23 protein-coding genes are annotated in these 22,401 nt (G+C 61.5%); 12 read left to right on the forward strand and 11 right to left on the reverse strand.

From position 1 onward, the window contains the following. The first annotated feature begins 110 nt into the window (after positions 1 to 110). A complete protein-coding gene (locus EOA19_RS13545; RefSeq protein WP_128303893.1) occupies positions 111 to 3,221 on the forward strand; it encodes a CheR family methyltransferase in 3,111 nt (1,036 codons plus the stop codon). Beyond that, a complete protein-coding gene (locus EOA19_RS13550; RefSeq protein ID WP_023809467.1) occupies positions 3,218 to 3,598 on the forward strand; it encodes a response regulator in 381 nt (126 codons plus the stop codon). The genes EOA19_RS13545 and EOA19_RS13550 overlap by 4 nt, the downstream gene beginning before the upstream one ends. Positions 3,599 to 4,025: 427 nt before the next feature. Here the strand turns inward: EOA19_RS13550 and EOA19_RS13555 are convergent, their stop codons facing one another. Both EOA19_RS13555 and EOA19_RS13560 read right to left on the reverse strand, forming a co-directional pair. Next, on the reverse strand, positions 4,026 to 5,204 hold the full coding sequence (locus EOA19_RS13555) for a zinc-dependent alcohol dehydrogenase (protein WP_023809466.1): 1,179 nt from the start codon (positions 5,202 to 5,204) through the stop codon (positions 4,026 to 4,028). A gap of 76 nt (positions 5,205 to 5,280) precedes the next feature. Beyond that, on the reverse strand, positions 5,281 to 6,066 hold the full coding sequence (locus tag EOA19_RS13560; RefSeq protein WP_127292248.1) for an SDR family NAD(P)-dependent oxidoreductase: 786 nt from the start codon (positions 6,064 to 6,066) through the stop codon (positions 5,281 to 5,283). A gap of 330 nt (positions 6,067 to 6,396) precedes the next feature. On the opposite strand from EOA19_RS13560, the gene EOA19_RS13565 reads away from it, so the two are divergent. From EOA19_RS13565 to EOA19_RS13600, 8 genes are all read left to right on the forward strand, one after another. Beyond that, positions 6,397 to 6,663, forward strand: a complete 267-nt coding sequence (locus EOA19_RS13565; protein ID WP_023809464.1) for a hypothetical protein — start codon at positions 6,397 to 6,399, stop codon at positions 6,661 to 6,663. Continuing rightward, positions 6,660 to 6,878: a hypothetical protein gene (locus EOA19_RS13570; protein ID WP_023809463.1), complete on the forward strand. Its 219-nt coding sequence runs from the start codon at positions 6,660 to 6,662 to the stop codon at positions 6,876 to 6,878. The genes EOA19_RS13565 and EOA19_RS13570 overlap by 4 nt, the downstream gene beginning before the upstream one ends. A gap of 4 nt (positions 6,879 to 6,882) precedes the next feature. Continuing rightward, positions 6,883 to 7,101, forward strand: a complete 219-nt coding sequence (locus EOA19_RS13575; protein WP_013533184.1) for a hypothetical protein — start codon at positions 6,883 to 6,885, stop codon at positions 7,099 to 7,101. Positions 7,102 to 7,188: 87 nt separating this feature from the next. Further along, the gene (locus EOA19_RS13580; protein WP_128303894.1) at positions 7,189 to 7,416 is read left to right on the forward strand and encodes a hypothetical protein; all 228 of its coding nucleotides are present in this window, start codon (positions 7,189 to 7,191) and stop codon (positions 7,414 to 7,416) included. 157 nt (positions 7,417 to 7,573) lie between these two features. Then, the gene (locus EOA19_RS13585; protein WP_128303895.1) at positions 7,574 to 8,029 is read left to right on the forward strand and encodes a hypothetical protein; all 456 of its coding nucleotides are present in this window, start codon (positions 7,574 to 7,576) and stop codon (positions 8,027 to 8,029) included. Next, positions 8,026 to 9,246, forward strand: coding sequence for a divalent metal cation transporter (locus EOA19_RS13590; protein WP_128303896.1), 1,221 nt, complete (start codon positions 8,026 to 8,028; stop codon positions 9,244 to 9,246). Before EOA19_RS13585 ends, EOA19_RS13590 begins: the two co-directional genes overlap by 4 nt. Next, entirely contained in the window at positions 9,246 to 9,605 is a 360-nt protein-coding gene (locus EOA19_RS13595; protein ID WP_128303897.1) for a hypothetical protein, read from the forward strand. The genes EOA19_RS13590 and EOA19_RS13595 overlap by 1 nt, the downstream gene beginning before the upstream one ends. A 2-nt stretch (positions 9,606 to 9,607) precedes the next feature. Further along, the gene (locus EOA19_RS13600; protein WP_128303898.1) at positions 9,608 to 9,940 is read left to right on the forward strand and encodes a hypothetical protein; all 333 of its coding nucleotides are present in this window, start codon (positions 9,608 to 9,610) and stop codon (positions 9,938 to 9,940) included. Positions 9,941 to 9,969: 29 nt separating this feature from the next. Here the strand turns inward: EOA19_RS13600 and EOA19_RS13605 are convergent, their stop codons facing one another. After that, positions 9,970 to 10,296: a hypothetical protein gene (locus EOA19_RS13605; protein ID WP_023809457.1), complete on the reverse strand. Its 327-nt coding sequence runs from the start codon at positions 10,294 to 10,296 to the stop codon at positions 9,970 to 9,972. A gap of 352 nt (positions 10,297 to 10,648) precedes the next feature. Further along, positions 10,649 to 11,080, reverse strand: coding sequence for a GNAT family N-acetyltransferase (locus EOA19_RS13610; protein WP_023809456.1), 432 nt, complete (start codon positions 11,078 to 11,080; stop codon positions 10,649 to 10,651). Between the two features lie 232 nt (positions 11,081 to 11,312). Here EOA19_RS13610 and EOA19_RS13615 point away from each other — a divergent pair, with 232 nt between their 5' ends. After that, on the forward strand, positions 11,313 to 11,510 hold the full coding sequence (locus tag EOA19_RS13615; RefSeq protein WP_013530427.1) for a hypothetical protein: 198 nt from the start codon (positions 11,313 to 11,315) through the stop codon (positions 11,508 to 11,510). Between the two features lie 125 nt (positions 11,511 to 11,635). Here the strand turns inward: EOA19_RS13615 and EOA19_RS13620 are convergent, their stop codons facing one another. Then, on the reverse strand, positions 11,636 to 12,154 hold the full coding sequence (locus tag EOA19_RS13620; RefSeq protein WP_013530428.1) for a ferritin-like domain-containing protein: 519 nt from the start codon (positions 12,152 to 12,154) through the stop codon (positions 11,636 to 11,638). 435 nt (positions 12,155 to 12,589) lie between these two features. Between EOA19_RS13620 and EOA19_RS13625 the strand changes: the two genes are divergently transcribed. Next, entirely contained in the window at positions 12,590 to 14,152 is a 1,563-nt protein-coding gene (locus EOA19_RS13625) for a GMC family oxidoreductase N-terminal domain-containing protein (RefSeq protein WP_128303899.1), read from the forward strand. 67 nt (positions 14,153 to 14,219) lie between these two features. Here EOA19_RS13625 and EOA19_RS13630 read toward each other — a convergent pair whose 3' ends face one another. The 6 genes from EOA19_RS13630 to EOA19_RS13655 all read right to left on the reverse strand — a co-directional run bounded on the left by EOA19_RS13630 (position 14,220) and on the right by EOA19_RS13655 (position 22,247). Beyond that, positions 14,220 to 15,746: an aldehyde dehydrogenase family protein gene (locus EOA19_RS13630; protein WP_128303900.1), complete on the reverse strand. Its 1,527-nt coding sequence runs from the start codon at positions 15,744 to 15,746 to the stop codon at positions 14,220 to 14,222. Continuing rightward, the gene (locus tag EOA19_RS13635; protein ID WP_128303901.1) at positions 15,746 to 16,552 is read right to left on the reverse strand and encodes a creatininase family protein; all 807 of its coding nucleotides are present in this window, start codon (positions 16,550 to 16,552) and stop codon (positions 15,746 to 15,748) included. The genes EOA19_RS13630 and EOA19_RS13635 overlap by 1 nt, the downstream gene beginning before the upstream one ends. After that, on the reverse strand, positions 16,549 to 17,523 hold the full coding sequence (locus EOA19_RS13640) for an ABC transporter permease (RefSeq protein WP_023809451.1): 975 nt from the start codon (positions 17,521 to 17,523) through the stop codon (positions 16,549 to 16,551). The genes EOA19_RS13635 and EOA19_RS13640 overlap by 4 nt, the downstream gene beginning before the upstream one ends. 10 nt (positions 17,524 to 17,533) lie before the next feature. Next, positions 17,534 to 18,556, reverse strand: a complete 1,023-nt coding sequence (locus EOA19_RS13645; RefSeq protein WP_128303902.1) for a Gfo/Idh/MocA family oxidoreductase — start codon at positions 18,554 to 18,556, stop codon at positions 17,534 to 17,536. Positions 18,557 to 18,567: 11 nt separating this feature from the next. Then, positions 18,568 to 21,111, reverse strand: coding sequence for an ATP-binding cassette domain-containing protein (locus EOA19_RS13650; RefSeq protein WP_128303903.1), 2,544 nt, complete (start codon positions 21,109 to 21,111; stop codon positions 18,568 to 18,570). Between the two features lie 116 nt (positions 21,112 to 21,227). Further along, entirely contained in the window at positions 21,228 to 22,247 is a 1,020-nt protein-coding gene (locus EOA19_RS13655; protein ID WP_128303904.1) for a sugar ABC transporter substrate-binding protein, read from the reverse strand. Positions 22,248 to 22,401: the final 154 nt, after the last annotated feature.

Here is a 22,401-nt window from a genome sequence, read left to right on the forward strand (position 1 = left end):
ACGTCATCCCTGACGTCTTGTTCCATCCGTTTTGCGCGCTATATGGTTGTGTCCTGTCCGATCCGGCCTTGAGGGGATTTCAGGTCGGGTCGGCGAAAGGGGGACATGCCGTGACTGCCCGATCGACTAGATTTCCCATCGTGGGCATAGGCGCGTCCGCGGGCGGCATTCCCGCGATGGAAGGTCTGTTCAAGGGCGTGACCGGTCAGCCTGGTATGGCTTTCGTCATCATCACGCATCTCAGCCCCAAGCGCGAAAGCCTGTTGCACGAGGTCATCAGCCGCTACACCGAGATGCCTGTCATCGTGATCGGGGACGGCATGGTGGTTCAACCCGACCACGTCTATGTGATGCCGCAAAACGTGACATTGGCCATTGAATCGGGGGTGCTGCACCTGCGCCGGCCGAATGGGCTTACCCAGGAGCGCAAGCCCATCGATATCTTCTTCGCTGCATTGGGTGAAGACCAGGGCGAATATGCCGTTGGCGTCATCCTGTCGGGCGGCGACTCCGATGGAACCCTGGGCGCCAAGGCCATCAAGGAGCGGGGCGGGTTTACCGTCGCGCAAGCGCCGGACGGCTATGGGCCGCGCAATCCCGACATGCCACAGAGCGCTATTGCCAGCGGACTCGTCGATGTCGCTGTGCCCGCCGAGGAGATCGGGGCGAAGCTGGAGGCTTTCGCCCGCGGCTTCGATCCGCTGGAGGGGCTGGCGGAAGATGATGGCGACCATACGGCCGACATCGATAAGGTGCGAGAACAGATATACGCCATTCTGCGCAGCCACTCCGGCCACGACTTCTCGGGCTACAAGACCAAGACATTCCTGCGCCGCGTGAAGCGGCGCATGCAGATCGCCCAGGTCCATTCCATCAGCGCTTATATAGACTGGCTGAAGAAGGATGCTCGCGAGGTGATGAGCCTTTTTCGCGATCTGCTGATCAATGTCACCAACTTCTTTCGCGACCCCGATGCCTTCGAGTTGCTCGAGCGAAAGATCATACCGCAGCTGTTCGAAGGCAAGACCGCCAGCGACACCGTCAGGGTCTGGGTTCCCGGGTGCGCCACGGGCGAGGAGGTGTTCTCCATCGGCATCCTGCTGCGCGAACACATGGAGAAGCTTACGGTCGTTCCGCGCGTCCAGATATTCGCCACCGACATCGACGAGCCGGCGCTGGCGGTGGCGCGGGCGGCACGCTATCCGGAAGCCTTGCTGCAAGGTCTTTCTCCCGAACGCAAACAGCGGTTTTTCAACGGCGATGGCGAAAGCTATGTCATCAGCAATGCGATACGCGAACTGTGCATCTTCTCGCCGCACAGCGTCATTCGCGATCCACCCTTCTCGCGCATGGACTTGGTCTCCTGCCGCAATCTGCTGATCTATTTCGGCCCGATCATCCAAAACCGCGTCATCCCTGTCTTCCATTATGCGCTGAAGCCCGGCGGTTACCTTTTCCTTGGCACCTCCGAAAGCGTCGGGCAGCACGACGATCTGTTCGCCACCTTCGACAAGAAACATCGCATCTTCCATGCGCGGGAGCATGCCTCACCGCACATCAGACTGCCGGCCCTGATCGGGGAAAGTCATTCCAGCGTCTTCCCATCCGAAAGCGCCGGCTCGAAGAAGGGACTTGTCGGCTATCCCCTGCGGCAGGCAGTGGAGGCGCAGGTGCTGGAACGGTTCGCGCCGCCGCATGTCCTGGTCAACGCCGAGGGCGATGTCGTCTATTATTCGGCCAGGACCGGCAGATATCTCGAAGCGCCACAAGGGATTCCCAGCCGGCAGTTGCTGACGATGGCAAGGCGTGGGCTGCGGCTGGATCTCCGCGCCGCACTGCGCGAAGCGACGACCACGCGCCGCACAGTGGTGCGGGAAAACCTCACCGTGGAGGAAGACGACGAACGGGTCCAGCCGATCAGGCTGACGATCGAGCCGCTCGCGGAACGCGGCAACGGCGAGCCGCTTTACCTTGTCCTTTTCGAGCCGTCGGGCCCGACGCAGGCCCGCTCAGAGGAAGACGGCGGCAGCCGTGACAGTGACAGCACCGCCGATCTCGAGCGGGAACTGCGCGATACCAGAGAGCGCCTGCAATCGATGATCGAGGAATACGAGACCGCACTGGAGGAGGTGAAATCGTCGAACGAGGAACTCGTCTCCGTCAATGAGGAGGCGCAATCCACCAACGAGGAACTCGAAGCCTCGAAGGAGGAGATGCAGTCGCTCAACGAGGAACTCAACACGATCAACGCCGAGTTGACGGCCAAGATAGAAGAGCTCAACCACGCTAACGGCGATCTGCGCAACCTGTTCGAAAGCACCGACATCGCGACCATTTTCCTCGACCGCAGCCTTGTGGTCCGCACCTTCACGCCGGCGGCGTCATCCTTCTTCAGCCTGCGCCCCTCCGATGTTGGCCGGCCGCTGACGGATTTGTCGAGCCAACTCGACTACCCAGAGTTGAAGCAGCACATCGACAAGGTGTTCGAGACAGGCGAGATCCTGAATCACCATCTGGCGCGCGATGCCAGGGGCTTGTTCCACATGGTCCGCATCAATCCCTATCGGGACAAGGGCAACAGGATCCAGGGCGTGGTGGTGACACTTGTCGACGTTACCACGCTGGCACAGGCAGAAGAGCATCAGCAGGTGCTCATCTCGGAACTCAACCACCGGGTCAAGAACATGCTTGCGGTGATCGCCAGCATTGCAAGCCGCACGCGGGAAAGTTCTGATACGAAGGAGGAGTTCGCGGATGCGCTGATCGGCCGCCTGCATGCCATGTCGCGGGCCTACGGCCTGCTGACCCGGGAGAGATGGAAGGAAGCCTCGGTCAGGGAATTGCTCCAGCAGGAGCTCGAACCCTTCGGCATCGAGCGGGTTGAACTCGATGGCGCAGACGTGAAATTAGGCCCGCAACAGGGGCTTTCCCTCAGCATGGCCATTCATGAACTGGCCACCAACGCGGCCAAGTATGGCGCTTTGTCAAAAACCGACGGCAAGGTCAGTGTGCAATGGTCGATCGAGGATGACAGTTTCACATTTGGCTGGCGAGAGAAGGACGGTCCTCTTGTCAAGGCGCCCTTGGACAACGGCTTTGGCCTGACCTTGTTGCAAGGAGAAATCGGTTACAGGCTCGGCGGCCATGTCGAGACCGCGTTCCACAAGGACGGCCTCAGCGTCCAGATCGCGTTTCCGGCAAATCACAAGGAGGCGCCGTGAGCGACGACAGGCCGCGCGTTCTGGTGGTCGAGGACGAATGGCTGATCGCCGAAGACGTCGCGTCTCGCCTGCGTGCGGCGGGTTATCCGGTGATCGGCCCGGTCTCGTCGGTCGCCGCGGCTCGTCAGCTTATCGATGCAGGCAAAGCCGACGTGGCGCTGCTGGACATTCAATTGAACGGTGAAACAAGTCTGCCCGTGGCCGAAACATTGCTGGCTCGCGGCATCCCCTTCGCATTCATGACCGGATTTGGGCCGCGCGACGTTCCCACACCCTTCCGAAACTGCAAATTCGTGCCGAAACCGGCAGGCGACGCTGCACTTCTCAACACCCTGGCCGACCTGGCATCGCTTCGTCCCGACAAACACTCGCTGTGATTTCAAGAGGCCGGTTTCGATCAGTCCAGGGGCTTGTCGGTCGGCCTAGGCGTGGTGCTCGCCTGACGCGGCCGCCCGGCGTTTCGATTGGCAACCGGATTGTCCAGCGGCGGGGCCGATGGCCGGGATGTGCCGGCGGTTTTCGGCGTCAGCGGCTTGGCACCGGCATCTGTGTCACTGGCGTCCCGTCTCGGGTGCGGCAGAGCATCGGCGTTTGGCGACCGGACGCTGGGTTTCGATGTGGGATTCTCATTGCTCATGGCGATAACTTCCTTCGCAGCGGGCGGGCACGACAGTCTCGTCGCCCTGAGTTTATTCTGCGGGTCAACCGCCGCCACGGTCGAAAGTTCCAGGTTCCTCGGCAGCGTCGGTGCTATCCTTGGCGGGGAATCCGCGCAAGGTGGACCCCGCGCAAGATACCGACATCTCAGCCATGCGGTCGCATCACCACCTTGATGCAGCCATCCTGCTTGTCACGGAACGTCTTGTAGAGGTCCGGTCCCGCTTCGAGGTCTGCCCGGTGCGTGATCACGAAGGAGGGATCGATGTCGCCCTTCTGTACCATGGCCAGGAGCGGTTCGAGATAGCGTTGCGTGTGCGTCTGACCCATCCGGAAGGTCAGTCCCTTGTTCATGGCGGCGCCGAACGGAATATGATCGACGAGGCCGATATAGACGCCGGGCACCGAGATGGTGCCGCCTTTGCGGCAGGAGTAAATTGCTTCGCGCAATACATGCGGCCTATCGGTGCCGAGATAGACGGCAGCCTTGACCTTGTCGAGCATGGAGTCGGCACTGGCGCCGGGATCCGACTCGGTACCGACACAGTCTATGCAGCGATCCGGACCGCGGCCATCGGTCATCGCCATCAAGGCGTCGTAGATATCGGAGTTGCTGAAGTCGAGCGTCTCGGCCTTGCCGTGCTCGCGAGCCATCGCCAGCCGCTCCGGCACCTTGTCTATGGCAATGACGCGGCCGGCGCCGAGCATCCATGCGCTCTGAATGGCGAACTGACCAACCGGACCGCAACCCCAGATGGCGACGGTTTCGCCTGGCTCGATGCCGGCGTTTTCAGCCGCCATATAGCCGGTTGGAAAGATGTCGGAGAGGAACAGCACCTGTTCGTCGTCCATTCCCTCGGGCACCTTTATCGGACCGACATCAGCGAAAGGAACGCGCAGATATTCGGCTTGCCCTCCCCAATAGCCGCCGACCAGATGCGAATAGCCGAACAGGCCAGCCGGGGATTGTCCCATCACTTCGGCAGCCTGTTTGGCATTGGGATTGGACCTGTCGCAAAGCGAGAACAGCCCCTTCTGGCAAAACCAGCATTCGCCGCATGAGATGTTGAAAGGCACCACGATGCGGTCGCCCTTTCTGAATTTCGAATGGCCGCTGCCGACTTCCACGACCTCGCCCATCGTCTCGTGTCCGAGCACATCGCCCGACTCCATCGTCGGCATATATCCGTTCATCAGATGCAGGTCCGAGCCGCATATGGCGCAACAGGTGACTTTGATGATGACGTCACGATCATCCTCGATGGCGGGATCAGCCACCTGGTCGCATCGAATGTCGCCTTTGCCGTGCCACGTGAGCGCTTTCATGATGGTGCTCCTGCCTTGGAAGAAGGTCGGCAGAAGAGTCTGCCCGACATTTTGGTTCTGGCGTGAAGGCTGAAGGTCAGCCTTTGGAGGCAGAACCCGGCTCGGCCATCTTGCGGTGCTGTTCGGCCAGCGTGCCTGCCGGCGTCACATGTGCCGCGGCGACCTGCAGCTTGTTCTTCCAGCCGCTGATGACTTGTTCCTCACCGTCCATCATCGCCTCGTAGCCGGCCTCGGCCACATCGGCGGGATTGTCCTTCTCATCGGTGCCGACCTTGGTATCCATCATTTCGGCGCGTTCGAAGAACCGCGTCTGCGTTGCCCCGGGCATCAGCACGGTGACTGTGACTCCTGTGGCCTGCAACTCATGACGCAGTGCGATCGAGAAGGAATCGATGAAAGCCTTGGTGCCGTTGTAGACCGCCTGGAAAGTGCCCGGCATGAAACCAGCGATCGATCCTGTGAAGAGAATGCGGCCTCGGCCGCGGCGTGCCATCCTGGCTCCGAGTTGATGCGCGAGATAGACTGTCCCGGTGATGTTGGTGTCGATGATGCGGCGTACTTTTTTCCAATCCTGATCGACGAAACCACGGCCGAGCCCACGTCCGGCATTCAGGAACAACAGGTCGACATCGCGATCGCCGATCCCGGCGATCAAACGATCGACACCCTCCTCGGTCGCCAGATCGGCCTCGATGGCTTCGACAGTCACACCATGCGAACCGAGCGCCTCAGCTGCCTGCTGGATCGCGGGCTCGTCGGCGGCTAGGATCAGGTGGTAGCCGTCCTTGGCGCACAGTTTGGCGAGTTCCTTCCCAATGCCGCTCGAGGCGCCCGTCACCACGGCCAATTTTTCATTCGTCATCTCGTCCTCCGAGCTTCGCTTCGGCCGAACCACTGTCGGGACGGATTGTTCCGTACGGAGAGGTTGAATGCGTGGCCGTATGCAGGCCGTGACAAGGATTTGTTCTTGAGTTCAATGAACACGCGGCGTGGAGAGGTGGAACAACTCAGGTCCGGGCGAGTTCGATATCATGCAGCATCGTTGCTCCCCTTGTTTGATGCTGCACGATCGGGTCCCCTCAGCCTGATCCGCTCGCGCTTTCTATCGGAAAGCGCGAGCATCTAATCACCTCGACAATCATGTTTTGGAACAACAAACCCGTTCGGCAGTTCGGGGCGCAGGAGGAATAAAATGCAATACGCCGAAGAAATCGCGCTCAGGCGCGTGAAAATGCTGGTCGAACAATATGTTGTCGCCAGGAGCAGGAGATATGATTTCGTCTCGACGGAACTTGCCTGCAAGGCCATTCGCCAAGTCGTACGAAGTCCGATCGAAGACGCCGAACTGGACCATTTGCTGGCTAGAAGCGCGGTCAAACAGGGGCTTTCGGTGCGGTTCGACCGAATAGGTCATTGGCAGGCGGCTTCGCCCGAACTCAGCCAGGAGAAATCGGCATGAGAGCAGTGCTATTGATGTCAGCGGCATTACTCGCCTTGGCGGGGTGCAACGACAATGCCGATCCGGCCAAGTCCAAGACGGACACTACGAACAGCCAGCCGGTGGACAAGAATCCCACGACGGACACCAACCCGACGCCGCAGACCAGCACCGGCGGCGACCAGCAAGGTACGCAGCCAACGCAGCCCGCATCTCCAAAGCCAAGTGGCGACTAGGCCTATGGAGCGACGCAACGCAATAATCTCGCTGGTGATAGCGGCGGTCATCATTGTCGGTTTCGTCGTGGGCTTTTTCTACGTCGATATGGGCTGGCAGACCTCGCCGCTGAAACGCGCGCCGGAGCAGAACCAGGGCGGCAATGCCCCCGCGGATACCGCCCCGGCTGCCGGCGTCCAGAAAAATCCCAGGGAAAACACGGAAATGCCGGGGCAACAGTGATCGATGGCCGGCAGCAACAGGCGAGGCGACGTCGCGGTGACGGTGCCGAACTGAGTTTAATACAGCACGGATCTGGAGTGTGGATGAATGGGCATCCTTTCCGACCTCGACAAGAAACTGACGGACAATATGTACGAGCACGGCAGCGAATTCACCGATGCGGTTTCGGATCTGCCGGAAGCAGTCGTGGAAGCGGTCGAACGGCTGATGTTTTTCATCCAGCCCGACGCGCGCGACACAGTCAGAAGTCAGGTTCTCGGCCTCGTTAACGAATACAGAATCCGAGACGCTTCGAGCGGGGATCGCCCCGACTGACCTTCAGCTTGCGCTGATGTGCCAATTGAAACCGATCTGGACCTCGCTCGCCGCCTCGTGCTCCGGATCGGGAGCCGCGGTCGTTGACGGACACGACGAGCGCTCTAGATCAGATTTACGCAGGCCGCAGTTTTGTTGGGCCGGGGAGACTTATTCCGTGGCGCACCAAACGCCGGATTTGATTGCTAGACGCCGCCATCTCAGGCTCGACTGCCTGTGCCTGCTTCTGCTGATTTTGTCGGCATGCTCATCTTCCGATCAGGTCGAGCAGCAATCACGAACTGCGGCCTCTGCATCGCAGACCGTGATGATGACGCTGGACGCTTGGGCGGCGGGGGCGGCGCCGACCACATACACGGTGGATACGCTGCAATCGATCGGCAAGACGCTTGCCGACGCCGGGGCGCAAATCCGGTCCGCGCAAACCAGTGAACCCGCCGAGCAAGCTTCACTGACAAAGGCAGTCTACGATTTGTCGGTCGCGGTGGCGCTTGCAGAGGCCGGATTGCAGGCGGGCGACCGGCCGGAAGTCCAAGACGCGCAACAGGATCTACGGCTGGCGTCGCGTTCGCTCGCTACCGCCTACGCCAAGTATTTCGCGCCGAAGCCATGAAGAAGCTCATGGAAATATCCCTCGGCGTCGTCACCAGCGTCGGCGGCTTCCTCGAAGTTGGGTCCATGGCGACGGCGGCGCAGGCAGGCGCGATGTTTGGCTTCCAGTTGATCTGGGCGGTGGTGCTAGGCACCATCTGCATCATCTTTCTTGTCGAAATGTCCGGCCGGTTCGCGGCTGTGAGCCATCACACGATCTCCGACGGCATCCGCGAGAGGTTCGGCTTCAACGTCTTTCTATGGCCGTTGCTTGCCGCCCTGCTGGTCAATTTCCTGGTGCTGTCCGCCGAGATCGGCGGCGTTGCCATTGCGCTCGAATTTGCCACCGGCATAGGCTTCCAGTGGTGGGCACTGCCGGTGGCTTTGCTGGCGTGGCTGCTGCTCTGGAAAGGCACGTTCGGCTTCATCGAGAAGGGCGTATCGATCCTCGGTCTGGTGACGCTGTGTTTCGTCGTCGGAGCGGTGATGCTGAGACCCGATTGGACGGCAGTCGCAAGGGGCGCCGTGCCTTCGCTGCCAGTCCACGATGCCGCCAATTACTGGTTCATGGCGGTCAGCATTCTCGGCGCCTCGATATCGCCCTACCTGTTCATGTTCTATTCCTCGGGGGCCATCGAGGACCGGTGGGACAAAAGCTATCTCGGAGCCAATCGGGCCATAGCGGGGTTGGGCATGACCTTCGGGGGCACCATCTCGATCGGCGTGTTGATCGTGGCCGCTCTCGTGCTCGCCACGCATGGCGTCACCCAGGTGGACGACTATCACCAATTGCCGTTGATGCTGATATCCATATTCGGCTTCTGGGGCTTCGTGCTGTTTGTTGCCTCCCTCGCCATTGCCTGCTTCGGCGCCGCACTAGAGGTCGGATTGCAACAAGCCTATCTTGTGGCCCAGGGTTTCGGCTGGAATTGGGGCGAGGATCGCAAGCCGCGCGACGATCCGGGTTTCAGCGCTACCTACACGATATCATTGCTTTTGGCGGCTATTCCCATAGCGCTTGGTCTCGATCCGCTGAGGCTCACCATCTTTTCCATGGCGCTGACGGCAGCCAGCCTGCCGCTGACGGTCGTCCCGTTCTTGTTTCTGCTGAACGACAAAACTTATGTCGGCGAGCATCGCAACGGCATTATCTCGAATGCCGCGGTCATCTTCATCATCGCGCTTGGCTTCGTGCTGGCCGTGGTGACCATCCCGCTGCAGATATTCGGAGGCACATGATGAAGTTGCTGCGTGATCTCCTGGACAAGCAGGTGGTCGATCGCGAGCAGGTCAAGATCGGCAAGGTCGACGGGCTGGTGGCGGAGTTGCGGCCTGGCAAGCCGCCTCGGATCATTGCCATCGAGCTCGGCTCCATCACCCTGGCACGTCGCCTCGGCGCACGGCCTGGGCGCTGGATGGCGCGGCTCGCGGTCAAGTTGGGTGGCAAGCAGCATGGCGAACCCCATCGGATCGCCTGGCACAAGGTAAAAGATATCGGCATCGATATCGAGTTCGACATCGATGTGCGAGAAACGTCGATCTTCGCCTGGCAGGACTGGTTGCGCGACCATGTCATCGGGCGCATTCCGGGAGCTTGATGATGGCCACGGTCAATCTCGAGCATCTGGCTGGGCGACGCGTACTCTCGCAGCGCGGCAAGAATGTCGGCTATATCGAGGAGATCCACGCCGAACGGGATGGTGACGATTTCGTCGTCACCGAATTCCATGTCGGGGTCTACGCCGCTTTCGAGCGCCTCTCGGCCTCGGCCATAGGCGTGGCAATGCTGGATCTTTTCCGATTGCGCCGCCGCGACGGTCTATATCGCATCCCTTGGAACAAGCTCGACATTTCCGATCCCGCGCGACCGCGGCTGCTGTGCCCAATGACCGAACTCTCAGGCATGAAGGGCGCACCAGACCTCCAGGAATAGGCCGTGGTGCCGCATCGTAGGGATCATTCTCAGCGCAGCATGCTTGCCGCCAGGAAAACCACGGCTGCTATCAAAACGACAGCTGCAATCACCAAAACCGGCCAGTTGGCGCCAGGCCGCAGTTCCGGCTCGCCTTCGACCGGGCGCATGGCATTGGCAAAGCTGGCATCGTTTTCGAATTCTGGACGATTGCGCGGCGGACTTGTCCCAGCGACCGGATTTTGTGTGTCCGCGGCCTCTGCGTCTGTCTCAAGCGGGGCAATGGCGGGATCGAACCCCGGCGTCTTGTCCTGCGTCGCTCCTGCCTGAACTTCGCCTCTGGCCGCGGCAGGGGTCGGACTTGAAACCTTGGCCATGATTTCTCCCTTTCAACCACGCCCTGGCAGACTTGCACTTGTGAGCGCGGCGAGAGCAAAGCTTGCGTGCGCCGGAGCGGCCTACCACGGTCGATTTGCTCGCCATGCGGTCCTCGTAGCGCACGCCAAACTTCTGCCGCCGCCGATTTGTTCCAAGCAGCAACACCCACGGCCTGAGTCGGTTCACACGAGGCTGTGGCGCTCAAGAATTTGGCTGTGGAGCATGGCGTCGCAAATCGGCGTTGGATCAGCCTTGGCAGATCATATGAACAGTCACTGCTCGCTGCGGGAAAATGAACCGACCCGTCGCTGCCTCGCGATTGAGGCCATGACGGCAGGTTCGCGATCAATTTCACAGCAGATCTTTCCGAAGGAAGATGCGGGCATGTCCAGGGATCCCGAATTCGACTTTGCCAAATTCCTCGAAACCATGGCGCATGTAGAATACCGGTGCCTGGAAACTGCTCGTCTCCACGACGGCCTTCTTACAGCCACGCCGGATGGCTTCTTCCTCGACAGTCCTGAGAAGTTGTGAGCCAAAGGATTGGCCACGCAACTGCTCAGGCAGGAAGAACATGTCGAGAAACAGGAGCCCGAGCTCCGTTCTGCCCCAAAGCCCGCCCCAGACTCTTCCTGAGTGGTCGCAAAGCTCCGCTCCGATGACAGCTCGGTCGTCGATCCCGGTCTGTGCGATGTTGTATTGATAGAGCGCTGCGGCGGCCCGCGCTCTATCATCCTCGCTATACGTCAAAGCGGTTGTAAATCTCTCGGATCGGAATGACATGCATTTTCCTCCTGGGTGGGCACAGGCATGAGACCCGCCGGCAACGTCGGTCACGGCCAAGATGAACTCGTTGCCAACGCCAAGAAAATAAATCCGACAGCCATCTCAGGCGCCTTCGAACGCCGCGGGCTTTGTGGTCTTCACAAAATGTTACGTGAGGGAACGTTCGCGCCTGACTCTTCTTAGGCAATCGAGGCGGTTGTCGCCTCGTGGATTTTGAAGGAGAAGAAGAATGCCCAATCAAGGTGGTAGTCACGAACAGCATGTGAAGGCAGGCCAGCAGAGCCACAAGAACGCCGACAATAAAAACCGTCAGCAACAGCAGGCCGCTGGTGGTGGTCAACGGCAGCAGGGCGATGGATCCGGCATGCGTGGTGGAACCCACGAACAGCACGTGAAAGCTGGCGAACAAAGCCACAAGAACCGCTGATCGCGGTTGATTTCAGCAGACCCACCCCGAAGTATCGGGGTGGGTCTGATTGCATCTGAAGGGGTACCGACGAAGAGGCCGGGTCGCGAAGTCGCCCCGGCGGCTTTGGCGCCGGGCACAACCAGTCAGGCAGCTTGCTCCAGGGCGCGCTCATTGACACCGCCTTCGCCCAGCCCGGAAAGCGCTTCGTCCGTCGCGACCTCCTCTTTCAATGTCTCGTTGAGGAGCTTGACCACGTCGCTCTTGCCAAGCTGTTCAGCCCACGCGACCAACGTGCCATAGCGCGCGATTTCATAATGCTCGACGGCCTGTGCCGCGCCGACCAGCCCTGCATCCAGCGCCGGGTCACCCTTGTATTCGTCGAGAATTTCCGACCCTTCCTCAAGAATGCCGTCGATCGCCGGACAGGTCTTGCCGCGGGCCGGTTTGTCCATAAGTTCGAACACTTGCTCGAGCCGATCGACCTGGCCTTCGGTTTCCATGCGATGTTTCTCAAAGGCCGCGGCCACCTCCTCGGATTCGGCGCCCTTTGCCATCTTCGGCAAGGCTTTGAGTATCTTCTTTTCAGCGTAGTAAATGTCCTTCAGCCCATCGAGGAACAAAGCCTCCAGTCCCTTTGTCGTCGCTCTTTTTGCAGTCGCCATGATTTGTCTCCCTGGATTGTCGTGAAAGCTCACCGGCGGTGTAGCCATGGACTAACTTTCCATGGAAGCAGTTGTTCCCTGGGCGCGACTCGGAAGGGCAGCACGCCAAACACCGCTTTTGTCGAAAACCGATCGCTGTCAAAAGGCGATGGATGATGACGGTGTGAGAACCGCCGGCAGGGGACGGAGAGCACCGGGGTTCTTCGCGCGATATGGAGCAGATGGTGAAAAGAAACCCTTCCGATGGGTTCATATACGAAATCATATTTACATATAAAACAAATCATGATGATCTTGCAGTCGTGCAACGCTAAGGTGGTTGGTTCCGGCGTATATCGCTGAGCCTGAATGCCAGCAGATGATCGTGCACAAATGAAATCAACATGATGTCGCGGTCGAGCCAGCCGTGCATTGGTCGGATCCGGGGAGTACGGCATGCCGTTTGATGTCATCGTTGTCGGAGCCGGCGCAGCCGGGGCTGTTCTTGCCGCCCGGCTCACCGAAGATGCGGCCACGACCGTGCTTTTGCTGGAAGCGGGGCCGGACTACCGGAGCGGCGAGCAACCTGCCGAGATGACGAGCCCAAATCCCTTCAACCTGCTGCTTCCCGATCATTTTCAGCAGCAATACATGTATCCCGACCTGATGGCTCGCCGCACGAAGCGGCAGGAGCATCGGGTCTACTGGCGCGGCAAGGGGCTTGGCGGTTCGACGGCCGTCAATGGGCAGATTGCCATTCGCGGCGTGCTCCATGCATTCGACCGCTGGGAGGAAATCGGATGCAAGGGCTGGTCGGGAGCGGATGTGCTGCCCTTCTTCTGCCGCCTGGAGGACGACCCGATCGCGGCCAATTTTCACGGCAGCGGCGGCCCGATTCCGATCTACCGCGCGCCTGTCGAAAGCTGGGGAAGCGTCGACAAGGCCATGCGCCAAAGCGCGATGGCTCTCGGCCATCCTTGGCATGACGATCTCAATGCTCCGGATGCCGAAGGGGCTTGCACCTATCCCATCAACAGTCGAGCCGGCAAGCGCGTGTCGGTCAATGACGGCTATCTGGAAGCGGCCCGCGACCGGCCGAACCTCACCATCATCGGGCAGGCGACAGTGGACAAGGTGCTTTTCGATGGCAGGAAAGCGATCGGCGTTTTGGCCATCGTGGCCGGTCAGGTTCGCAAATTCGAGGCGCCGCTGATCGTCCTCTCGGCCGGCGCCATCCACTCTCCGGTCATCCTGCAGCGCTCGGGCATCGGTCCGGCGGCTCTCTTGAATCGAAAGGACATCGAGGTGCTTGCCGACCTGCCGGTCGGCGAAGGTTTTTTCGACCATCCTTATTGCCGCATCGAACTGAAGCTGAAGCCGGAATTCAAGGCGACCGATGTCGACGCGCGGCATACCAACTGCTGTGTGCGGATGAGTTCCGGCGTGCCGGGTGCCGAGCGCGACGACATTCTCTACGTCGGCATGAACCATGGCGGTATCGGCGTGGAGTCCGACAGCGCCCAGTTCGGCGAGGCCATGGTCAATCTGATCCTGATGGAGGCCAAGAGCCGCGGCACCGTGCAACTGCGTTCCGCCAACCCTTTCGACCAGCCGATCGTGGAAGAGAACATGCTGGACGATCCAATGGATCTCCAGCGCATGCGTATCGCCTATCGCCACCTCGGCGAGATTGCCCGGCAGGCGCCGATCCAGGCGATCGCCGAGCGCGTCCTGCTGGGGGATTCCGATCTGCCTTTGTCATGGCTCGAAACGGCAAGTGACGAGGAGGTCGACAATTTCCTGCTGGCGCAGTCTTCCGATGCGCAGCATGGGATCGGAGGCTGTTGCATGGGACGGCCCGGCGAGGCCGTGGTCGATCCGGAATGCCGGGTCTACGGTTTGGAAGGATTGCGGGTTATCGATGCGTCGATCATGCCACTCGATTGCCAGGCAAACACCAATCTCACCTCGATCATGATTGGCGAGAAAATGGCCGACAGCCTGCGCCGGTCCACCTGACAGCTCTCTGCCGAACTGCATATGGTCGCGAGGGCAGGCCCGCGCAAAAAGGCGCGGGCCTTGAATGTCAGCGAGTGACGTCCACGGTAATCGTCTTCAGGTCGCACATTTCCATCAGCGTGTGCCGACCCCCGGTGCGACCGAGGCCGCTCTGCGTCCCGGCGGCGCCGCCGGCAGGGATGTGCGGCTCCCAATAACAGCTCATCTCGTTGATGTTGACGATGCCGACCTTCAGGCTTTCAGCAAAGGCAAAGGCGTTCTTTATGGTGCTGGTGAAGACCGCGGCCGACAGGCCGTAGGGGCTGGACGCCGCAAGTTCCATCGCCTCTTCGTCGGTCTCGAAGGTCAGCACCGGTGCAATCGGCCCGAAGGATTCCTCGACATTGAGCAGGCTTTCCCGGGTCAGTCCTGTGACGATCGACGGCTCGAAATAGAGATTGGTGGCAAAGCCCGCTGCCACATTGCCGCCGGTGACGATCTCGGCGCCACGCGCGCGGGCGTCCGCGATGTGGCTGAGCACCTTGTCGACGGCCACCGCATTGTTGATCGGCCCCATCGTCGTCGCGGGATCGAAAGGGTCGCCCATTTTCACCTTCGCGGCCGCTTTCACGAGACCTTCGATGAAACGGTCATGGATGGATTTGTGCACCAGAACGCGTTCGGTGGCCGTGCAGATCTGCCCGGCATTGGCAAAGCAGCCGGCTCCCACCTGGGCGGCGGCCATGTCGATATCGGCGTCGGCCAGGACGATGGTCGGACCGTTGCCGCCCATTTCGAGCAGAAGCGGCTTGCCCGCGCCACGCCGGGCGATCGTCGCGCCGGTGGCGGAACTGCCGGTGAAGCCGATGGCATGGGTGCCCGGATGAACGACCGCCTCGTCGCCCACCTCCGCACCGTCACCCAGAACGAGATTGATGGCGCCGTCCGGCAGGCCCGCCTCGATGAAGCATTCGACAAGTGCAGTGGCAATCAGCGACGTCGTCGGCGCGGGCACCCAGACGACGGTGTTGCCCGTTGCGACGGCCGGTCCGAGATAGTAGAGGCAGGGCAGGGCAAGCGGGAAATTCCAGGGTGTGATGATGGCAAAGACGCCCTTCGGCTGCAGGAAGCTGAAGGCGCGCTTGTTGGCATCGGCAAGCGGAAACGCCGCCGTCTCCAGCCACTTCATCTGTTCTGCCGCATTGCGGAAGCCGAGAGCCGCCGCCGACGCTTCGGCCTTTGCTTCGCTGTGGAACGGCTTACCCTGTTCCAGGCAGAGCAGGCGCGCAAGCTCCTCGGCGCGCCTGTCGATCGCGTCGGCAATGCGCATGCATAGTTGAGCGCGCGCGAAGGTTCCCATCTTGCGCATGGTCTCGCGTGCGCCTTCGGCGGCTTTCACCGCGCGACCGACATCGGCGCGGGTGGAAAGGGAGAGATAGCCGAGATGCTCGCCCGTCGAAGGACTGTCGATTTTCAGGAATTTGCCCGAGCTGCCGGCAATCCACTCGCCGCCGATGCGGTTGATGCCGATGCGGGCGGCTGCTTCCGGCTCCGAGACGATCGCCATGCCGCGCAGGTTGGGGCCTTCGAGAGACGATTTGAAATGGACTGTCATCATGCGTTCCTTTGGCCGAATTCGGATTGGATGTTCAAAATGGCGGCACGGCTGCGCTCCACGGCTGCGATGAAAAGTCTGCTGCCGGCCTCTGCGCTCGCCTCCGATGGCGTGCCGATGACGCCGTTGTCGCGGATGGCTTCGAAACGGCGCCAGACGGTGACGGCCGGCGCGGCGTAAAGGTGAGGATCCGGCCAGGATGGCGAAGTGCCGCCTGGCGGGATGAGATCGCGGCGAACGCTGTCGCCAAGCACATGCATCATCAACGAGGTTTCAAGCGCGCAAGCGTGACCGGTGCCCGTGGCGGCATCGGGCAGGGCCTGCGCCGCCACGTCGGCGATGAGATCGAAATACGAGAAACCCGCGGTGACGATGCCACGCTGGCCAAGGGTGGTGATCGCCACCTGGATCGCGGCGCGGTTTCCGCCATGGCCGTTCAGCATGACCGGCAGGAAGCCGTCTTCGGCAAGGCAGGTGCAGAGATCGACGAGCACGGCGATGAAGGTCCGCGGACTGAGGCTCATCGTGCCGGAGAAGGAGCGATGATGCTCGGACGAGCCATAGGCGAAAGGTTCGGCGACCCGCATGGAAGCCTGTCCTTCCGCCGCGGCGAGAGCGACTGCTTCCGCAAGCCAGCAATCGACGCCGAGAGGCAGATGCGGGCCATGTTGCTCGACAGCGCCGAGCGGCAGAATGACGACGGGTTTATGCACGCCGGCTGTCGCGTGTCTTTCCGTATCCGGCGAGGTCATCAGCGCAAAGCTGGACCTGAGCGGGATCGGCAAGGCCGGAACTGGCTCGCTCATCGTGCTGCCTCGACGAGCCGCGCCTTGGCGTAGGTCATGCCGGAATCGGCCAGGAGAGCGACCATGATGATTGCACCCTTGTAGAGTTCGAGGCTGGAAGGATCCGTGCCGAACACCCGAAGCGCAGTTGTCAGCAGACTGACGATCAGGGCGCCGACGACCGCCCCCCACACCGTTCCCCGTCCGCCGAAGATACTGGTGCCTCCAAGCACGGCAGCGGCGATCGCGTCCAGAAGCAGCGAGGTACCGCCGATATTGGGCGTCACGACAGGCACCCGGCTGATCATGATCACGGCCGTCAGGAAGACGAAGATGCTGGAGGCGCAATAGACGAGGATCGTGTGTTTCGTCACCGGGATGCCGGCAAGTTCCGCGGCTCCGGCATCCGACCCGAGCGCATAGGTACGCAGCCCGAAACGGCTGTGCCGCATCAGGATTGCTGCTACGGCAACGATCAGGAGCGTTGCGAAGATGACATTGGGAATGCCAAAGCTGCGCTCAATGCCGACCGCGCGAAGCGTCGGATCCTTCAGCATCAGGACGCCTTTGGAGGCAACGGCAAGCGTTGCGCCCTGCAGCGCGACCATTGTGGCCAGTGTCGTCACGAAGGGCGGTATCTTCAACAGTGCGATAACGGCGCCGTTCGCGAGGCCGATCACCACCATCACGGCAAAGCCGACGAGCAAGGCAAGCGGCAGGCCGGCGCCGCCGTCGATCAGGCTGGCGATGAAGACGGCGCAGAAGGCGACGCCGACGCCGGCGGACAGGTCGATGCCCGCCGTCAGCAGAACGATCAGAGCCCCAAGCGCCAGGATGGCGATCGGGGTCGCCTGGGCGACGATGTTGATGAGGCTGGCGGTTGAAACGATGCGGGCGTCGATGAGCGCGAAGATCGCCAGCAGGATGACCAGCAGGATCAACGGCGAGAGGTCGAGAAAGCGCCTGCACCAGATGTTCTGTTGGCGGGTCATGAGGGTTCTCTCATCGGATGTGCCAGTCTTCGACCGGTTCGCGCAGGCCTGATTTGACGCTGCGCAGGATTGCATCATTGACGGCGACGGCGCGCAGGGCGTCGCCAACCGGCATCACGAAAGGGGTATCGTCGCGAACCGCCGAAATGAAATGGTGGACCTCCTCGAAGAGATCCCCGGTGATACGGCCATTGACGGTCGGCCAGTGCAGGGCGTCGGGTTGCGACCACTGTCCATGCGACAGGATGCGTAGACCGTGGTCGCGCACGTCGAGGTCGATCATGCCTTCGGTGCCGATGATTTCCGTGCGTGCCCAGATGCCGGTCGGAACGGTCGGTGGCAGCGTCCAGCCGAAATAGAGCTGTCCGCTCATTCCGTTCGACAACTCGACGGTGGAGAAGATCGCATCTTCGGATCTAACTCCGAGCGAAGGCATGAGCTTGGCGACGGGCCGGGAGTAGACGGCGATGATGTCCGAACCCGAGATCCATTGCAGCGCATCCACGTCATGCACGCCGAGGTAGAAGCAGACGCTCGAATTTCCGTTCATGCGAAGACCGACTTCGCGACTGGTGAAACGGCCGCTGCTGCCGTGGATCGGCTCGCCGATCCGCCCGGATCTTACCGCTGCCGCGGCCTCGCAATAGCGCGGGTCGAACCGCAGGATGTGGCCGACCAACAGGCGCGCGCCGTTTCTCTCCGCCGCTCTAGCAATCGCCTTGGCAGCGGAAAGATCGTGAGCCATCGGTTTTTCGAGCAGCACCGGCTTGCCGGCATCGAGCAGCGTGCGGCAGACGTCTTCATGCAGCGTGTCGGGTGCCGCCACGATATAGGCGTCGGCGGCATTGGCGGCCAGCGCTGTGGCGGCATCGCGGAAATGCCGGGCACCGAAATCGGACGCGGCCTTGCTCCCCGTGGCAGCATTCGGATCAAGGAATGCCGACAGTTCCGCGACAGGGCTCGCGGCAACCACCTGCGCATGCAGGAGACCCATGTAGCCGGCACCGACGATGGCGATTTTCAGCTTGCTCAAAGGGTCTCTCCTTACAGGCATGGTGCAAGGTTGGATGCTGGCCGGGGTGCGCAAGCTGGTGGTGTGATCGTGCGATCACCGAAGGCCAGCGTCATCACGTCTTCTTCCGTCGCCCCACGAGCCAGCGTGCCGACAGAGTGGCCTTCGCGCATGACGACGATGCGGTCGGCAACGCCGAGAACCTCGGGCAACTCGCTCGACACCATGAGGATCGCCGCGCCCTCGGCCTTCAATCTTGCGATCAGGTGATGGAGTTCGGATTTTGCGCCGACGTCGACGCCGCGTGTCGGCTCGTCGAGCAGGATGATCTTCGGCTTGGTGGCAAGCCATTTGCCGATGACGACCTTCTGCTGATTGCCGCCCGAAAGCTCGATGGTCATCTTGTCGGGCTGGGCCGGCCGCACGCCCAGTGAGCCGATGAGATCGCGCGCGAGTGCCAGGATGCGGCGAGGTCTCAGCAGGCCGAAGTGACTGTTGTCGCGAATCCAGGCGAGGGACAGATTGTCCCTGATCGACATCGTGCCGACGAAGCCTTCCAGATGCCGGTCTTCGGGTATGTAGACGATGCCGGCGCGATTGGCGGCCTTGGTGTCGCCGCCGGTCTGCTGCCCGCCGAAAATTCTGAGCGTGCCGCCATGCATGGTCTCGAGGCCGGCAATCAGCCTGAGCACCTCGGAGCGGCCGCTTCCCATCAGGCCGGCGAGCGCGACGATTTCGCCCCTGCACACGCTGAGCGTGGCCGACTTCAAGAGCTTGCCATCGGAGATGTTGCTGATCTCGATCGCGGTTTCGCCGACTTGCGCTTCGAGATAGGGGAAGATGTCGCCGACATCGCGCCCGACCATCATGGAGACGATCTCGGCCTCGTTGGTCTGGCGGGTCTGGCGCTCGCCGATGAACCGTCCGTCACGCAGAACGACGACGCGGTCGCACTGGCTGAAGATCTCTTCCATCTTGTGCGAGATGTAGAGGATGCCGGCGCCGCGAGCTCTCAGCCTGTCGATCAGGTCGTAGAGCTGGTCGCGCTCGCGGTTGGAGAGCGCGCTGGTCGGCTCGTCCATGATGAAGAACCAGGCATCGGACAGAACGGCACGGGCAATTTCCACCATCTGCCGGTGCCCGACGGAAAGCGTTCGCAGCTCCGCGCCAATGTCGATATCGAGCGACAGCTCGTCCATGATGGATTTCGCATCGCGCCGCATCCGGGCCCGGTCGAGAAATCCCAGGCGGGTATGCGGTTCGCGGCCGATGAAGAGATTCTCCGCCACCGTCAGGTCCGGCGAAAGGCTGAAATGCTGATGGATGACGCTGATGCCCTTGGCGTCGCTGGGGGAGTGGAACTGGACGGCGTTGCCGTCGATGACGATCTCACCCTCGTCCGGACGATGCAGACCGGAAATGCACTTCACCAGCGTCGATTTTCCGGCCCCGTTCTCGCCGGCAAGTCCTACCACCTCGCCGGCCGAGACGGCAAAGCTGACACCGTCGAGTGCCTTGACGCCCGGAAAAGACTTGCCAAGCCCGCGCAAGGCGATGCTGTGTTTGCCGACCGGTGTTGCGGCGGTGTTGCGGGGCGACGGGGTGGACTTGCGGCCACTGGTTTTGAACAGGGCGGCGACACTCTCCGGCTGGCTGGTGAGAACGGCCACCAGAATGAGGCTCGCGGTCACGAAGTAGATCAGGATCTGTGGTACCTGCAGGAAGGACAGGCCGGTGTTGATGACGCCCAGCAGCAGCGCCCCGATCGCCGTTCCCCAGATGGAGCCCTGGCCGCCGGACAGTTTCGTGCCGCCGATGATGGCGGCTGTGATGGCTGTAAATTCAAGCCCGGTGCCGGCAAGCGGCTGTGCCGAACCAAGGCGGCCGATGGTGAGGATCGCGCCGAGCCCGGCCGTTGCGCCGGCAATCAGGTAGACGGAGATGCGCACGAGGTCGACGGGAACCAGTGAGGCCCGCGCTGCTCCCGCATTGCCGCCGACCGCATAGATCCAGCGCCCGTACACCGTGCGATTGAGCACGAACCACCAGAGGCCCAGGCAGATGGCGGCGATGATGACGGAGACCGGCAGGAGGCCGATCGTCTCGCGTCCCGCGAAAAGCAGGACCGGATCGGCGACCGCGATGCTCGATGCGCCGGAGAGACTGAGCGCCAGGCCGCGCGCAAACGCCATGGTGGCGAGCGTTGCGATGAATGGGGAGATGCCGGCAAAGCCGATCAGCGCTCCATTGAGCAGACCGATTGCGGCACCGCCACCGATCGCGGCGAGAAGGCTCAAGCTCGCCGAGCCGGTTGCCGTGTAGGCAAGGCCCGCGGCGATGCCGGAACAGGCAAGATTGCTGCCGACGGAAATATCAATGCCGCGCGCTATGATCACGGCCGTCATGGCAAAAGAGATGAGGGCGATGACCGCACTCTGCTGCGCGATACTGACAAGATTGCCGGTCGACAGAAAACGCGGATCGATCCAGCCGAAGACGGCGATGGCGACCAGCAGCACCGCGATGAGAACCGGTTCGTTGCGCCGCAGTAACGGAGAGGTCCAGGACTGGAACATGGGTCGGTCCTCTTATCGAGCATCATGCGCGGTCACCACGGAAGCGGCGACGGCGATCGTCAGGAAAAGGGGACGCCGGATGATATGTCATCCGGCGCTTGAGCCGCTTTAGGCTGTTACTTTGCCAGGGTCATGGCGGTCGCCGGAACCTTGGGACCGAGTTGCTCGGTATAGTTCTTGGCTTCCACCGCCTCCTTGTCGGTGTTGATGTATTCGAAGGTGAGGCCATCCGCCTTGAGCTTTGCCGCCGTCGCATCCGAGGTCACGAAATAGGTCGGCATGTAGAGATCCTGCGGCAGCTTTTCGCCGTTGGCCAGGCGAGCGGCAACGGCGATGTTCCAGTAGCCGACACGATAGGCGCCGGTCAGCACGTCCATCACCATCTTGCCGTCGTCGATCAGCGGCTTCATCTCGGCGTCGCCGTCATAGCCGCCGTAGAGCAGCTGGGTTCCCATCGAGCTGGCAACGGAATCGGCGGCCAGGCAAAGGCTGTCGGAGATGCAGCCGATGGCCTTCAGATCCGGATAGGTGGTGAGCCAGGTCTGGGCGGCATTGGTTGCCTTGGCTGCGTCCCAGCCGGTCGGCTCGATGCCGACAACCTTGATATCCGGAAACTCCTTTTTCAGGGTTTCGACAAAGCCTTTTTCGCGCGTGTCGGACACGAAGTTACCACGCGAACCGACGAGCAGGGCGACTTCGCCCTTGCCGCTAAGCGACTTGCCGAGCGCGCGGGCAACCATCGACATGTTGTCGTAGTCCGGATAGAGCGTCGAGTAGTTCGAGCCGGCCTCGACCTTGTTGCCCATGGTGATCACCGGAATGCCGGCGGCGGTGGCTTTCTGGATGACCGGAATGACCGCGTTCTTGTCGATCGGATCGATCAGGATCGCGCTGACGCCCTGATTGATGAAATTCTCGATGATGCTGACCTGTTTTTCCAGACTGCCCTCGGCGCTCTGCCAGGTGGATTTCACCCCATAGTCGGCGGCAGCCACGTCGCCCGCTTCCTTCATGCGGACAAAGAAGGAATTCTGCAGGTCGATTGCCGCAAGCCCAAGAACCTTTTCCGCGGCAAGCGAGGGCGTCGCGGTGGCGAGTGCGAGCAGAGCAATGGATGCTTTCAAGGAAAGGCGCATGTTTCAGTTCTCCTCTTGTTGCGACAGGGCGATTCTTCGCCTCTTTTTCATGTCCCGCACGACGACCGTCCCAGCGACAGGCATTCCGGCGGTATTCCGCGGCACTCGTGCCGTATCCATGTCAGGGCCGCGCCCTGCGTGGACCGGCCTTGCT

Origin of the sequence: Mesorhizobium sp. M7A.F.Ca.US.010.02.1.1, from assembly GCF_004023085.1 — a bacterium.
Taxonomy (GTDB): Bacteria; Pseudomonadota; Alphaproteobacteria; order Rhizobiales; family Rhizobiaceae; genus Mesorhizobium.